This window comes from Stenotrophomonas sp. YJH_SMC_21, assembly GCF_059369555.1.
In genome coordinates, this window is record NZ_JCAFSU010000002.1 from 330843 (window position 1) to 344495 (window position 13653).

Annotated in this window: 19 protein-coding genes and 1 tRNA gene; 8 read left to right on the forward strand and 12 right to left on the reverse strand. The window is 66.0% G+C overall.

Annotated features, from left to right (window positions below; genetic code table 11):
- The first annotated feature begins 51 nt into the window (after positions 1 to 51).
- Positions 52 to 624, forward strand: coding sequence for a TetR/AcrR family transcriptional regulator (locus AC5P67_RS04405; RefSeq protein ID WP_495214330.1), 573 nt, complete (start codon positions 52 to 54; stop codon positions 622 to 624).
- Positions 625 to 637: 13 nt separating this feature from the next.
- On the forward strand, positions 638 to 970 hold the full coding sequence (locus AC5P67_RS04410) for an SMR family transporter (protein ID WP_111687514.1): 333 nt from the start codon (positions 638 to 640) through the stop codon (positions 968 to 970).
- 22 nt (positions 971 to 992) lie between these two features.
- Here AC5P67_RS04410 and AC5P67_RS04415 read toward each other — a convergent pair whose 3' ends face one another.
- Both AC5P67_RS04415 and AC5P67_RS04420 read right to left on the reverse strand, forming a co-directional pair.
- Positions 993 to 1166 carry a DUF1328 domain-containing protein gene (locus AC5P67_RS04415; RefSeq protein ID WP_005410424.1) on the reverse strand — a complete coding sequence of 58 codons (174 nt, stop codon included), beginning with the start codon at positions 1164 to 1166 and terminating at the stop codon, positions 993 to 995.
- A gap of 94 nt (positions 1167 to 1260) precedes the next feature.
- Positions 1261 to 1902, reverse strand: coding sequence for a LysE family translocator (locus AC5P67_RS04420; protein WP_005410425.1), 642 nt, complete (start codon positions 1900 to 1902; stop codon positions 1261 to 1263).
- Between the two features lie 156 nt (positions 1903 to 2058).
- On the opposite strand from AC5P67_RS04420, the gene AC5P67_RS04425 reads away from it, so the two are divergent.
- Positions 2059 to 2751 (forward strand): aspartate/glutamate racemase family protein, encoded by a 693-nt coding sequence (locus tag AC5P67_RS04425; RefSeq protein WP_005410426.1) that lies wholly within the window; start codon positions 2059 to 2061, stop codon positions 2749 to 2751.
- 24 nt (positions 2752 to 2775) lie between these two features.
- Here AC5P67_RS04425 and AC5P67_RS04430 read toward each other — a convergent pair whose 3' ends face one another.
- Positions 2776 to 3171 (reverse strand): hypothetical protein, encoded by a 396-nt coding sequence (locus AC5P67_RS04430; RefSeq protein ID WP_033833235.1) that lies wholly within the window; start codon positions 3169 to 3171, stop codon positions 2776 to 2778.
- 243 nt (positions 3172 to 3414) lie between these two features.
- On the opposite strand from AC5P67_RS04430, the gene AC5P67_RS04435 reads away from it, so the two are divergent.
- The 3 genes from AC5P67_RS04435 to AC5P67_RS04445 all read left to right on the forward strand — a co-directional run bounded on the left by AC5P67_RS04435 (position 3415) and on the right by AC5P67_RS04445 (position 4801).
- Positions 3415 to 3924, forward strand: coding sequence for a DUF3011 domain-containing protein (locus tag AC5P67_RS04435; protein WP_065183991.1), 510 nt, complete (start codon positions 3415 to 3417; stop codon positions 3922 to 3924).
- A gap of 86 nt (positions 3925 to 4010) precedes the next feature.
- Positions 4011 to 4364: a DUF6713 family protein gene (locus tag AC5P67_RS04440; protein ID WP_043035591.1), complete on the forward strand. Its 354-nt coding sequence runs from the start codon at positions 4011 to 4013 to the stop codon at positions 4362 to 4364.
- Positions 4361 to 4801: a GNAT family N-acetyltransferase gene (locus AC5P67_RS04445; RefSeq protein WP_012480872.1), complete on the forward strand. Its 441-nt coding sequence runs from the start codon at positions 4361 to 4363 to the stop codon at positions 4799 to 4801. The genes AC5P67_RS04440 and AC5P67_RS04445 overlap by 4 nt, the downstream gene beginning before the upstream one ends.
- A gap of 64 nt (positions 4802 to 4865) precedes the next feature.
- On the opposite strand, the gene AC5P67_RS04450 is transcribed toward AC5P67_RS04445, so the two are convergent.
- From AC5P67_RS04450 to thrS, 9 genes are all read right to left on the reverse strand, one after another.
- Positions 4866 to 4942, reverse strand: a tRNA-Pro gene (locus AC5P67_RS04450).
- A 68-nt stretch (positions 4943 to 5010) separates the two neighbouring features.
- The gene (locus AC5P67_RS04455) at positions 5011 to 5367 is read right to left on the reverse strand and encodes a MerR family transcriptional regulator (protein WP_005410431.1); all 357 of its coding nucleotides are present in this window, start codon (positions 5365 to 5367) and stop codon (positions 5011 to 5013) included.
- Positions 5348 to 5647: an integration host factor subunit alpha gene (locus AC5P67_RS04460; RefSeq protein WP_005410432.1), complete on the reverse strand. Its 300-nt coding sequence runs from the start codon at positions 5645 to 5647 to the stop codon at positions 5348 to 5350. Before AC5P67_RS04460 ends, AC5P67_RS04455 begins: the two co-directional genes overlap by 20 nt.
- A gap of 27 nt (positions 5648 to 5674) precedes the next feature.
- Positions 5675 to 8056: a phenylalanine--tRNA ligase subunit beta gene (gene pheT, locus AC5P67_RS04465; protein WP_005414063.1), complete on the reverse strand. Its 2382-nt coding sequence runs from the start codon at positions 8054 to 8056 to the stop codon at positions 5675 to 5677.
- Positions 8057 to 8141: 85 nt separating this feature from the next.
- Positions 8142 to 9137, reverse strand: a complete 996-nt coding sequence (locus AC5P67_RS04470; RefSeq protein WP_005410434.1) for a phenylalanine--tRNA ligase subunit alpha — start codon at positions 9135 to 9137, stop codon at positions 8142 to 8144.
- Positions 9138 to 9329: 192 nt separating this feature from the next.
- Entirely contained in the window at positions 9330 to 9689 is a 360-nt protein-coding gene (gene rplT / locus AC5P67_RS04475) for a 50S ribosomal protein L20 (protein ID WP_005410435.1), read from the reverse strand.
- A gap of 11 nt (positions 9690 to 9700) precedes the next feature.
- Positions 9701 to 9898: a 50S ribosomal protein L35 gene (gene rpmI, locus AC5P67_RS04480; RefSeq protein WP_005410436.1), complete on the reverse strand. Its 198-nt coding sequence runs from the start codon at positions 9896 to 9898 to the stop codon at positions 9701 to 9703.
- 265 nt (positions 9899 to 10163) lie between these two features.
- Positions 10164 to 10706, reverse strand: coding sequence for a translation initiation factor IF-3 (gene infC, locus AC5P67_RS04485; RefSeq protein ID WP_005410437.1), 543 nt, complete (start codon positions 10704 to 10706; stop codon positions 10164 to 10166).
- A gap of 48 nt (positions 10707 to 10754) precedes the next feature.
- Positions 10755 to 12656 (reverse strand): threonine--tRNA ligase, encoded by a 1902-nt coding sequence (thrS, locus tag AC5P67_RS04490; RefSeq protein ID WP_005410438.1) that lies wholly within the window; start codon positions 12654 to 12656, stop codon positions 10755 to 10757.
- Positions 12657 to 13085: 429 nt separating this feature from the next.
- On the opposite strand from thrS, the gene AC5P67_RS04495 reads away from it, so the two are divergent.
- Both AC5P67_RS04495 and AC5P67_RS04500 read left to right on the forward strand, forming a co-directional pair.
- Entirely contained in the window at positions 13086 to 13382 is a 297-nt protein-coding gene (locus tag AC5P67_RS04495; protein ID WP_099527107.1) for a hypothetical protein, read from the forward strand.
- Positions 13382 to 13645, forward strand: coding sequence for a hypothetical protein (locus tag AC5P67_RS04500; RefSeq protein WP_033835141.1), 264 nt, complete (start codon positions 13382 to 13384; stop codon positions 13643 to 13645). The genes AC5P67_RS04495 and AC5P67_RS04500 overlap by 1 nt, the downstream gene beginning before the upstream one ends.
- The last annotated feature ends 8 nt before the right edge of the window (positions 13646 to 13653 follow it).

A 13653-nucleotide genomic window follows, 5' to 3' on the forward strand; every position in this document is an offset into this window, starting at 1 on the left:
ACGCGGCGGGCCTGCGTTACAATCGTACCGTCCAGTCGGTTTCTTCCCGCCATGTCCGCATCCCCCTCCCGTTCGCGCCGCAAGGCGCCCGACAGCGTGCGCCAGTCACTGCTGCAGGCCACCATGGAAGTGATCGGCCGTAACGGCCTGGCCGCGCTGACCGTGCAGGACGTCGCGCAGGCCGCCGGTGTCAGCAAGGGTGCGTTGTTCCATCATTTCAGCAGCAAGCAGGGGCTGGTGGATGAAGCCATCGGAGCGCTGATTGGAGAATTCGAAGCGCGCGTGCGCGCCCTGCTGCAGGAAAACCCCGAAGGCCATGGCCGTTTCAGCCGCGCCTATGTGCAGGCCAACTTCGAGCATCTGCTGCAGCAGGAGCAGGACAACGACATCGGCCTGACCTTGGGCAACCTGATGGAACCGGGCCTGCTTGCGCACTGGCGCAACTGGAAGCGCGCGATGCTGGCCGAGTTCCCTGGCGAAGCCGGCGACCCACGGCTGTACGCGGCGCGCTGCGCTGCCGATGGCTACTGGGCCACGGCCTATGGGCGTCCGCTGGACGAGGAAGAACGTGCCAATGCATTGGCCATGGCCGAACAGGCCCTGAAACTGTGCGACCCGCAGTGAGCTGGAGCGCTCGATGAATCCCTACTTCTACCTTGCCGCTGCCATCGTGCTGGAAGTGATTGCCACATCACTGCTGAAGGCATCCGACGGCATGAGCCGGCTGGCGCCGACACTGGGCGCACTGGTCGGCTACGGGCTGTGCTTCTACCTGCTGTCGATGACCATGAAGTCGATCCCGACCGGCATCGCCTACGCAATCTGGTCCGGCGTCGGCATCGTGCTGATCTCACTGATCGGGCTGGTGGTGTTCAAGCAGCGCCTGGATGCACCGGCGTTGATCGGCATCGGCCTGATCTGCGCCGGCGTACTGGTGATCAACCTGTTCTCGCGCAGCAGCGCGCACTGAGCACGCTGCTGCGCGATCAACGCTAGCTGACCTTCTTCGCTACGGTCATGCCGAGCAGGAACAGCACCACGGCGATGATGATGCCGGCCCAGAACAGGAACTTGGCGATACCGACCGCGGCACCGGCAATGCCACCGAAGCCGAGCACGCCTGCGATCACACCGATGACGGCGAAGATGATGGCCCACTTGATCATGTCAAACCTTTCCCTGCGGGGACTGCGTACTGGATGATCAGGCTAGGCCGTGGCCGATGCGGCAATCGTGAACAGGCCGCGTGCGCGGCGTGAATCAGCGCGGACGGAAGCGCAGCAGCGCGACGGCAAACGCCAGGAACACGCTGCCCACCAGGCGCTCGAACCAGCGTCGCGCAAACGGCTTGGCCAACCAGCGGCGAAGGCCATGGCCACCGGCCGCATACATCACGTACCAGAACAGTTCGCACGCGGCGAAGGTGGCCACCAGCACGCTGTACTGCAGCGCCTGGCCGCGTGACGGGTCGACGAACTGCGGCAGGAACGCCGCCGCGAACAGCAGCAGCTTGGGATTGCTCAGGCCCACCAGAAGGCCACCACGGAACACCTTCCACGCGCCCAGCGAGGCCGCAACCGGCGGCGTAGCATCGACCGTCACCGGCGGTGCCGGCCGGCAACTGTCTCGCCATGCCTTCAGGCCCAGCCAGGCCAGATAGGCCACGCCCAGATAGCGCAGCACCTCGAACAGCATCGGCGAGGAATGCAGCAGCGCACTCAGGCCTGCTGCGGAGGCCGCCAGCACCAGCAGCATCGCCAGCAGGCAGCCGGCCATCGCCGGCACACTGCCACGGAACCCCAGTCCGACGCTGCGACCGAGGATATGCAGCATGTTCGGCCCCGGCGTACCACACAGAACGAACACCGTGGCGAGGAACCACCACCAGGTATGCAGGGCCATAGCGCACATCCACTTCAGAAGATCCAACCAGCATAGAGTGCGCCGGGCCTGGCGCGGCACACACAGCGCAGCACGGATGTGGTGGTTACAGATCGCCGCCATCGGCAACCGGGCACCATCTGTGCTGCAATGAGGGCTCCTGGCACGGAGCGGCGCATGAAGACCCTTGGCCTGATCGGTGGCATGAGCTGGGAAAGCTCGGCCCAGTACTACCGGCTCATCAACGAGGAGGTACGGCGGCGGCTCGGCGGTGCGCACTCGGCACAGCTGCTGCTGTGGTCGGTGGATTTCGCCGGCATCAAGCAGCTGCAGCACGAGGGCGACTGGGACACCCTGGGTGACCACATGGTCGATGGCGCGCGGCGCCTGCAGGCGGGCGGCGCCGACCTGCTGCTGATCTGCACCAATACCATGCACAAGCTGACCGATCGCATCGAGGCGGCCTGCACGCTACCGCTGCTGCATATCGCCGACCCCACCGCCCAGGCCATCGTGCAGGCAGGCGCACGCAAGGTGGGCCTGCTCGGCACCGCCTTCACCATGGAACAGGACTTCTACCGCGGCCGGCTGCAGGATCGCTTCGGGCTGGAGGTGCTGGTACCCGAAGCCGATGATCGTCGCAGCGTGCACGACATCATCTACCAGGAGTTGATCGCTGGTGTGGTCAGCGAGCACTCACGGCAGGTCTATGCCGGCGTGATCGCGCGACTGGTGGCGCGCGGTGCCGAAGCAATCATTCTTGGCTGCACCGAGATCATGCTGCTGGTACGCCCGGAGGACAGTGCAGTGCCGCTGTTCGATACCACCGCCCTGCATGCGCGGGCCGCCGTGGACACGGCCCTGGCTTGAATCAATGCGCGCAGGAGCGCGGAATCAGTCCGCGCCCTGCACCTCCAGCGCGGTGATCAGCCACTCGACCACCGCCGGTGAATCGCACAGGAAGAAGATGGCGTCACCGGAGCGTGCTTCGGTAAGCAGCCGATAGATCGTGATCGCCACCGCCGACTGGTTGGCGATGAACACTTCCGGGCTGCGCGGCCCTTCACTATGCCCGGCAACAGCATGCAATGCCTTGCGCGCAGCCACAGTGGCAGCCGGGTCCGCGCTGCGGGTCAGTTCCGGCCCGCGCAGCCCCCAGGCAACGAACACATGCTTGCCCTTGAACGTAGTGTCCAGGACCCGCACCTCGGCGCCACCTGCGTCGGCCGAGCGATGAATGACGGTACTGCTGATCAACGCAACCCCCTGTGGTCGTCGTGGTCCGCGCATCCTCCCCCGCAGGCCGCCCGCACACCAGTGACGGCAGCCACAGGCTGCGCCGACAGGCGTGGAAGACATGTAAGAAGGTGTAAACCGATGCGATCGGATGTGCAGCGATGATACGGGATGTAAGCCTCTGCATGGGCTGGTGCGCACTACTAAATCCCTCCTGAGCCGCTTCCGGAACGATGCGTTCCGACGGCCCCGTGCTGGGTCATTCTTGCCGCCCGAATACCCGCCCGAGGCTCCCCCATGACCCTTCGCCCGCTGCTGCCGATCACCGGCGCCGCCCTTGCCCTGCTGCTGACCGCCACCGCCGTGGCCGCCCAGGACTACGACACTGATCACATTCCAGCGCTGCGCTGCGAATCCCAGTTCAACAAGACCGAGCAATGCCCCATCGAGGGACCGATGCGCCTGGCCAGGCAGCTGTCGGTGACCCGTTGCGTGGAAGACCAGAACTGGGGCCAGAGCCGGCGCATGCTGTGGGTGACCGACGGCTGCCGCGCCGAGTTCGTCGCCGACGAACACGGCCGCTGGCCGGGACGTGGCCGCAGCCGTGATCGCGACAACGAGGGCGAACGCCTGGTCTGCGAGTCCTACGAGAACAAGGACAAGGAGTGCCGGATTCGCGTGCGCCATGAGGTACGGCTGGTCAGGCAGAAATCGGTGACAGCCTGCATCGAGGACCGCAACTGGGGCTGGGACCGCCGTGGGGTGTGGGTCAGCGACGGCTGCCGTGCCGAGTTTCGTGTGTATTGACTGCCGGCCGCGCGCTGGCTGCATCGAGCAGGCGTGCGTGCCAGGCGGAGTCGATAGACTATGGCCTGCACGGCAGGGAGCACGACATGGAACGATGGTATCTGGCGACGCTGCTGGCGTTGATCCTGCATCAGATCGACGCTGCGTTCTGGCAGGAATGGGCCATGTTCCATGTCCCCGGTGGCATCCAGGGCTTCCTGCTGTTCAACCTGTTCGCAGTCGGCGCCGTGCTTTGGGGTTATCGCCAGATCGTGCTGGGCACATCCACGGCGCGCAGCTATGCACTGGCTTGCGGGGGACTCGGCATTGGCACGGCACTGATCCATCTGGCCTTTGCCCTGTTCGGTCGCAGTGAATTCCACCTGCCGCTGTCGATTGCCGTCCTGCTCGCCTGCTTTGTGTCGGGTGGCGGCCTGTTGCTGAAGCTGCGCCCGCGATGAACCGGGCGTCCTCTTCTCCGCACCTGCGCGACGGCATTCCGCAGGACGCAGATGCCTTGATCGCGCTCGACAGCGTGGCAGCCACTGATCCACGGCGGATCATGCAGATTGCCGACTGGCTGGCGCACGGCGTCGTGCAGGTCGCCGAGCAGGACGGCAAGATCGTCGGCTACCTGGTCATCCATCACCACTTCTTTGGCGAAGCCTTCATTGAAATGTTGATGGTGGCGCGCGAACAGCGCAGCCAGGGCATCGGCGCCATCCTGCTGCGGCACGCGATCAGGTGGCGCGGTGGCGGCAAGCTGTTCACTTCGACCAATGCCTCCAACACGGGCATGCAACGCCTGCTCGCTGCCGCCGGCTTCGTGGGCAGCGGCATCGTGCATGGCCTGGATGAAGGCGATCCGGAACTCATCTACCGCTTCGCGGAAAACTGATCAGATCTGCAGAACGCACAAAAAAGCCCGCGCATTGCTGCGCAGGCTCCTTGATTCATCACAGTGGTCGGGACGGCCGGATTCGAACCGACGACCCTCTGCCCCCCAGGCAGATGCGCTACCAGGCTGCGCTACGCCCCGACTGATGCTGCGATGTGCCCGCCAGTGCGGCGGGCCGTGAAGTATAGCGGATTACGATGGAAATGGGATCAGCGGCGCAACAACTGCAGCACTTCTTCCAGCTCCATGCGCACCTGCTTGATGATCTGGTTGCTCAGCGCCGATTCCTCGCGGGCATCGGGGCCATCCAGGCGCAGGCGGGCACCACCGATGGTGTAGCCCTGTTCGTACAGCAGGCTGCGGATCTGCCGCACCATCAGCACGTCATGGCGCTGGTAGTAGCGGCGGTTGCCTCGGCGCTTGGCCGGCTCAAGGCTGGGAAACTCGGTTTCCCAGTAGCGCAGGACGTGCGGCTTGACGTCGCACAGCTCGCTGACCTCACCAATGGTGAAGTAGCGCTTGGCCGGGATCGGCGGTAGTTCGCGGTTACTGCCCGGATCCAGCATAAGCCTCCACCCTCTCCTTGAGCTTCTGGCCCGGACGGAAGGTGACCACCGTACGGGCGGAAATCGGAATTTCCTCGCCGGTCTTGGGGTTGCGACCCGGGCGCTGGTTCTTGCGCCGCAGATCGAAATTACCGAAGCCCGACAGCTTCACCTGACGTCCCTGTTCCAATGCTTCACGCAGCACATCGAAAAACGCGTCGACGAATTCCTTGGCTTCACGCTTGTTCAGACCGACTTCGTCGAACAGCTTTTCCGCCATCTCCGCCTTGGTCAATGCCATTGCCTGCTACCCCCGAGTGCTGCCCGCTCAGCCGCGGATCCGGGCGTGGTGTTCACGCTCGATGGCAGTGACCGCCTCGGCCACCACCGCATCCACGTCGCGGTCCGTCAGAGTGCGCGACTTGTCCTGCAAAATCAAGCCCATAGCGAGACTCTTGAAGCCCGGCTCGACGCCCTGGCCAACATAGCGGTCGAACAGGTTCAGGTCGCGCAGCAGCGGGCCGGCGGCCTGGCGGACGGTCGCCGCCAGGTCGGCCCAGGCCACCTGCTCAGGCACCAGGAACGCCAGGTCGCGGCGCACCGCCGGGAAGCGCGACAGCTCGCCGGCACGCGGCAGGCGACGGGCGGTCAGCGGCTCCAGGTCCAGCTCGAAGGCGTACACGTCGGCCTCGATCTCCATCGCCCGCGCCAGGCGCGGATGGATCTGGCCGATCCAGCCGATGGCCACGCCATCGCGGAACACCTCGGCCGAACGCGCCGGGTGGCCGTAGGCGCGGGCCGACGGACGGAACTCCAGCTGCGCGCCACTGGCAGCCGCCAGCGATTCCAGGTCGCCCTTCAGGTCATGGAAATCGACCTTGCGGGTCGGCAGGCCCCACTGCACCGCCTGCGCCTCACCGCAGACCGCAGCGGCCACGCGCGGGGTTTCCAGCGGCGCCGGTTGGCCGTCTCCGCCCTGCTGGGCAAACACACGGCCGATCTCGAACAGGCGCACGCGGCCCAGCTGGCGCGCGGCATTGCGGCCAAGCGTGGCGACCAGGCCCGGCAGCAGCGACGGACGCATCACCGCCAGTTCCGCCGACAGCGGGTTGGCCAGCGGCACCAGACCGTCGCGCAGCTGCCACTGGGTCAGCAGCGCGTCGTCGACGAAGGCGAAGTTGACGGTTTCCTGCTGGTCACGGGCGATCAGCTGGCGGCGCACGCTCAGCGCGTCCAGCTGCGTCTCGCTCGGCATCGCCACGCGCGAGGCACCGCCCGGCAGCGTGGTCGGGATCTGCTCGTAACCGTGGATGCGGGCCAGCTCTTCGATCAGGTCTTCTTCGATGGCGATGTCGAAGCGGCGGCTCGGCGCCGTGACCTGCCAGCCCTCGGCGGTGGCAACCACGTCCATGCCAAGCGCGCGCAGGATGCGCTCGACTTCGGCATCGTCGATGCTGATGCCGAGCACGCGGGTGATGCGGGCGCGGCGCAGCACGATGGTCGCCGGCTGCGGCAGATCGGCTTCACGCACGGCCTCGGTGACCGGTGCCGGGGTACCGCCGGCCAGGTCCAGCACCAGGCGGGTGGCGTACTCGATCGCGGTGCGCGGCAGCGCCGGATCGACGCCGCGCTCGAAGCGATGGCCGGCATCGGTGTGCAGGCCCAGCTTGCGGCCACGGCCCATGATCGCGGCCGGCGCGAAGTGCGCGGCTTCCAGGAACACGGCGTTGGTCGCGTCGGTGACGCGGGTGTCGAAGCCACCCATCAGGCCGGCCAGGCCGACCGCACGGTCAGCATCGGTGACCACCAGGAAGCTGTCGTCCAGCGCAGCATCGCGGCCGTCCAGCAGCTTCAGCGTCTCGCCCGCGCGCGAACGGCGCACGGCGATGCTGCCCTGCAGGGTGCCCAGGTCGTAGGCGTGCATCGGCTGGCCCAGCTCCAGCATCACGTACTGGGTGATGTCGACCAGCAGCGAGACCGGACGCACGCCGCTGCGGCGCAGGCGCTCGGCCATCCACAGCGGGGTCCTGGCGGCAGCATTGACACCTTCGATGACACGGCCCAGGTAACGCGGCGCTTCGGCGCCGGCGTCGAGCTGGATCGACAGTTCGCGGTTGCCAACCGGCACGATGGCATCGGCGGCGAAATCCAGCACTTCACTGCGGGTGGCCGCAGCGACGTCGTAGGCGATGCCGCGCAGGCTGAAGCAGTCGGCGCGGTTCGGGGTCAGCTTGATCTCGATGCTGGCGTCCGGCAGGCCCAGGTACTCGACCAGGGTCTGGCCGATCGGGGCATCGTCCGGCAGTTCCAGCAGGCCGGACGCATCGCTGTCCAGGCCCAGCTCCTTGGCCGAGCACAGCATGCCGTTGGACTCGACGCCACGCAGCTTGGCCGGCTTGATCTTCAGCTCGCCGATCTGCGCACCAACCATCGCCAGCGGCGCGACCAGGCCCGGGCGTGCGTTCGGTGCGCCGCACACGATCTGCAGCAGTTCGCCCTGCCCGGCATCGACCCTGCACACCTGCAGGCGGTCGGCTTCCGGATGGCGCACGGCTTCAACGATGCGTGCCACGACCACGTGATCGAGGCCTTCGCCAAGCGCGGTTACTTCTTCCACTTCCAGGCCGATGGCGGTCAGCACCGCGCTCAGCTCATCGCGCGAGGCGGAGGTCGGGACGTGGCTGCGCAGCCAGTTTTCGGAGAATTTCATGGTGTCACCCTGGTGGGCCCGGCGCATGCGCCTGGGCCTGCGAATTTAGAAGCAGTCGAGCAAGCTCGACGCTACGGACTGGCGCTTACGCGAACTGTTTCAGGAACCGCACGTCGTTCTCGAAGAACGCGCGCAGGTCGTTGACGCCGTAGCGCAGCATCGCGAAACGCTCCACGCCCATGCCGAAGGCGAAGCCGGTGTAACGCTCCGGATCGATGCCGACATTGCGCAGCACGTTCGGATGGACCATGCCGCAGCCGAGCACTTCCAGCCAGCGGGTGCTGCCATCGGGCTGCTGCCAGGCGATGTCCACTTCCGCGCCCGGTTCAACGAACGGGAAGTAGCTGGGGCGGAAGCGCATCTCGAAGTCGCGCTCGAAGAACGCGCGCACGAACTCGGCCAGCGTGCCCTTCAGGTCGGCGAAGGTCGAATGCTCGTCGACCAGCAGGCCTTCCACCTGGTGGAACATCGGCGAGTGGGTCTGGTCGCTGTCGCTGCGGTACACCTTGCCGGCGGCGATCATGCGCAGCGGCGGCGCGTGGTCGCCCATGTAGCGCACCTGCACACCGGAGGTATGCGTACGCAGCAGGCGGCCGTCGCCGAAGTAGAAGGTGTCATGCATGGCGCGCGCCGGGTGGTGCGGCGGGAAGTTCAGCGCCTCGAAGTTGTGCCAGTCGTCCTCGATCTCCGGCCCTTCCGACAGCTCGTAGCCCAGCCGGCCGAAGATGCCGGTGATGCGCTCCAGGGTGCGGGTGATCGGGTGCAGGCCGGCACGGTCGCCATTCCGGCCCGGCAGGGTGATGTCGATGGCTTCGGCGGCCAGGCGCGCATCCAGTGCCGCGTCTTCCAGCAGCGCCTTGCGCTCGCCCAGCGCGCGGGTCAGCACGTCGCGGGCCTGGTTGATCGCTTCACCGGCGGCCTTGCGCTCGTCGGCCGGCAGGGCACCGAGCTGCTTGAGCTGCGAGGTGATGCTGCCGCTCTTGCCAAGCAGGGCCACGCGCAGCTGCTCCAGCACGTCGGGGCTCTGTGCGGCGGCCACATCGGCCAGCGCCTGGGTGGTGAGGGATTGGATGTCGCTCATGGGGGGCTGGAACTCCAGTCGATCTGCCATCGCGATGCGCGAAGGGCCGACCCCTGTCGCCACCGCCGTCCCCGCGCTGCCGTCGTGGCCTCGCCGGGACCCAAAAAAGAATGGGGAAGGACTTGCGCCCTTCCCCATGCATTGCCTTGACCTGACACCGTCCGAGTGAACGGTTACGGCATCGGGAAGGACTTATGCCGCCAGCGCGCCCTTGGCCTTTTCGGCCAGCGCAGCAAAACCGGCTGCGTCGTGCACGGCGATGTCAGCCAGGACCTTGCGATCCAGGGTGATGCCGGCCTTCAGCAGACCGTTCATGAAGCGGCTGTAGCTCAGGCCGTTGATGCGGGCAGCCGCATTGATACGGGTGATCCACAGCGAACGGAAGTTGCGCTTCTTCTGCTTACGGCCGATGTAGGCGTACTGCTGTGCCTTGATGACCGCCTGCTTGGCGACGCGGAAGACCTTGCGGCGGGCGTTGTAATAGCCCTTGGCGAGATCCAGGATTTTCTTGTGGCGGCGACGCGCCTGTACGCCACGCTTAACTCGTGCCATTTTTCAGTTCCTCAGAGGTAAGGGAGCATGCGGTCCAGACGGCCTGCGTCTTCTGCACGGACATGGCCCGTCTGACGCAGATTACGCTTACGCTTGGTCGCTTTCTTCGTGAGGATGTGGCTACGGTTGGCGTGGCCGCACTTGTACTTGCCCGAGGCGGTCTTGCGGAAACGCTTGGCCGCTGCCCGGTTGGTCTTGATCTTGGGCATTGCAATGTCCTTGATGGGATATGACCCTGGTTTCTGACTGATCTGGCGGCGGCCTGGGCCGCTCTTTCCGTCCTGCCATGATCGGCGTACGACCCGTCCTGGGTGGGTCGAGCCGGGCATGATACAGGCAAAACCGCCCTGCCACCAGCCCCTGCAACCCTTTACCGGCGATTCACCGGCGTCCTGCAAAAGCAAAGGGACGCCAGCGGCGTCCCCTTACCCTGAACCCTTCAGCCAGGCGCCCCGGAAGGCGGCCCGTCAGGCCTCAGGTCTTCTTCTTCGGCGCGATCATCATGACCATCTGACGCCCTTCCAGGCGCGGACGGGATTCAATGACGATGTCCTCGCCCAGATCGGTCTCGATCCGGTTGGCCATTTCGCGGCCCAGTTCCTGGTGGCTCATTTCACGGCCACGGAAACGGATGTTGACCTTGATCTTGTCACCATCTTCGAGGAACCCGCGCATCTTGCGCAGCTTGATCTGGTAGTCGCCCTCGTCCGTGACCGGACGGAACTTCACTTCCTTGATCTCGACCTGCTTGGTCTTCTTCTTGGCCTCGCTGGCCTTCTTCTGCGCTTCGAACTTGAACTTGCCGAAGTCCATGATCTTGCAGACCGGCGGATCGGCCTGCGGCTGGATCTCGACCAGGTCCAGGCCTTCATCTTCGGCCATGGACAGCGCTTCGTCGCGCGACAACACGCCGATCATTTCTCCGTCACTGCCGATCACGCGGACGCGCGGCACACGGATTTCCTGATTCTTGCGGTTCTGTTTGTTGTCAGGGGTGCTGATATTACGTTCTCCCAAGGGTATCGAACCGGTCCGGGTGCCTGTGCGCCCGGACCGGACCTTTGCTTACGCGCCCTCGGCGTGGAGCCGCTCGATGAAGGCCTGCAGGCTCATGCTGCCCAGGTCTTCGCCAGAGCGCGTACGCACCGCCACAGCCCCATTTTCCTTCTCGCGGTCACCGATGACCAGCAGGTAGGGCACGCGCTGCAACGTATGCTCGCGGATTTTATAGCCGATCTTCTCGTTACGCAAATCCGAGCTGACGCGGAAGCCTTGCTCCGCAAGGGTTTTGGTCACGCCCGAGACGTAGTCGGCCTGGGCGTCGGTGATGTTGGCCACCACCACCTGGGTCGGCGCCAGCCAAGCCGGGAACTGGCCGGCATGGTGCTCGATCAGGATGCCCAGGAAGCGCTCCATCGAGCCGACGATGGCGCGGTGCAGCATGACCGGGTGCTTCTTCTGGCTGTTCTCGTCCACGTACTCGGCGCCCAGGCGGCCCGGCATCATGAAGTCCACCTGCATGGTGCCCAGCTGCCAGGTACGGCCGATGGCATCCTTCAGGTGGTACTCGATCTTCGGGCCGTAGAAGGCGCCCTCGCCCGGCAGCTCCTGCCATTCCACGCCACAGGCGGTCAGCGCCGAGCGCAGCGCGCCTTCGGCCTTGTCCCAAGTGGCGTCGTCACCCAGGCGCGATTCCGGGCGCAGCGCGATCTTGATCTGGATCTCGTCGAAACCGAAGTGCTGGTAGACCGCCAGCGCCTGCTGGTGGAAGGCCGTCACTTCCGACTCGATCTGGTTTTCCGTGCAGAACACGTGGCCGTCGTCCTGGGTGAAGCCACGCACGCGCAGGATGCCGTGCAGCGCGCCGGACGGCTCGTTGCGATGGCACGAACCGAACTCACCATAGCGGATCGGCAGGTCGCGGTAGCTGTGCAGGCCCTGGTTGAACACCTGGATGTGGCCCGGGCAGTTCATCGGCTTGACCGCGTACGTGCGCTTCTCCGATTCGGTGAAGAACATGTTGTCCTGGTAGTTGTCCCAGTGACCGGACTTCTTCCACAGGCTCACGTCCAGGATCTGCGGGCAGCGCACTTCGCCATAGCCGCTGTTGCGGTAGACCTTGCGCATGTACTGCTCGACCACCTGCCACAGCGCCCAGCCCTTCGGGTGCCAGAACACCAGGCCCGGTGCTTCTTCCTGCAGGTGGAACAGGTCCTGCTGCTTGCCGATGCGGCGGTGGTCGCGCATTTCAGCTTCTTCGATGCGCTTGATGTACGCCTCGAGCTGCTTCTTGTCGGCCCAGGCGGTGCCGTAGATGCGCTGCAGCTGCTCGTTCTGCGCGTCGCCGCGCCAGTAGGCGCCGGAGATGCGGGTCAGCTTGAAGGCCTTCAGGAAGCGCGTGTTCGGCACGTGCGGGCCACGGCACATGTCCACGTATTCCTGGTGGTAGTACATGCCCATCGCCTGGATGTCGTCGGACATGTCCTCGATCAGGCGCAGCTTGTAGTCCTCGCCACGGGCCTTGAAGATCTCGATCACTTCGGCGCGCGGGGTCATCTTCTTGATGACGTCGTAGTCCTGGGCGATCAGCTCGCCCATGCGCTTCTCGATCGCGGCCATGTCGTCCGGGGTGAACGGGCGCTCGGAGTAGATGTCGTAATAGAAGCCTTCGGCGATCACCGGGCCGATCACCATCTTCACGTCCGGGTAGAGCTGCTTGACGGCGTGGCCGACCAGGTGGGCGCAGGAGTGGCGGATGATCTCCACGCCCTCCTCGTCCTTGGCGGTGATGATGCGCAGGCTGGCATCGTGGTCGATGACGTCGCTGGCATCGACCAGCACGCCATCCACGGCACCGGCGATGGTGGCCTTGGCCAGGCCGGCGCCAATCGACTGGGCGACCTCCATGACGCTGACGGGGTTTTCAAATTCGCGGCGGCTGCCGTCGGGAAGAGTAATGTTGATCATCGCAGTGGCTTCGTGCGGGGCCCGCTGGGCGGGCTGGAAAGCGTTCCCGGGGCGGCGCCCGGGCAATAAAAAAGCGCCGCGAGGGCGCCTGGAACACAGGGCCTTCGGGGGCAGGTCAACAGTGGGCGGTGGTAGTGCTCATGTCGCACGCTCGGCCGGCGCTGGACGCGGGCCACCTTGTTCCAGTCAGGGTTCTACGATGATCTTAAACCAGCGCACCGGAAAGCCCAAGGACTACCGTACGGTCGGCTGAATGTGCCTCGCTGGCGGCGTGAAATTGCAATGATTACCATGTCGGCGCAGGCCGCTCCGTGCCAGCCTGCCCGCTTTCCCCCAGGACCCCGTGATGCGCCACCCGCTCCGACCGGCTTCCGCCGGCCCCGCCCGTGCCCCGCGTTCGCCGGCCCGCTGCCGCGCCGGCCGCCCGCAATGATCACCGTCGGCCTTTCCACGCTCGGCTTCTGCAGCCTGGGCATGCTGGCAGCGATGTTCTCGGCGCTGGCCTTCTATGCCACTTCGCCGCATTGCCGCTGGCCGCGCCTGCGCCGCGCCGGCCGCCTGGGCCGCCAGATCGGCCTGGTCGCCGCTGCCGCCGCGCTGTGGCTGTGGATGGCCGAGCTCGGCTTTGCCGCCGGCCTGGTGGCGATGTTGTGCACCTGGATGCTGGCCGCGATGCTGTTGCCGGCGCTGGCCGCCTGGCACCGTCCCGGCACGGAGTCGCCCTGATGTGGCCGCGCGCCTTCGCTGGCGTCGTGGCCGGCTTCTTCCTGGCCGCAGCCGCGACCGGCCTGCTGGCATGGGTACCGCCCGGCCCCTGGCAGCGGGCGCTGGTGCCGACCCTGATCGCTTTCATCCCGCTGTGGATGCTGGCCGCCCTGTGGGCGTTCAGTTTCCGCAGCGCGCTGCGCGCCTGGCTGGTGCTGGGTGGCAGCGCCGCTGCCGGCTTCGCCATGCTCGGGCTGCTGCGCCTGACCGGCGCGGTGCAATGAGACCTCTC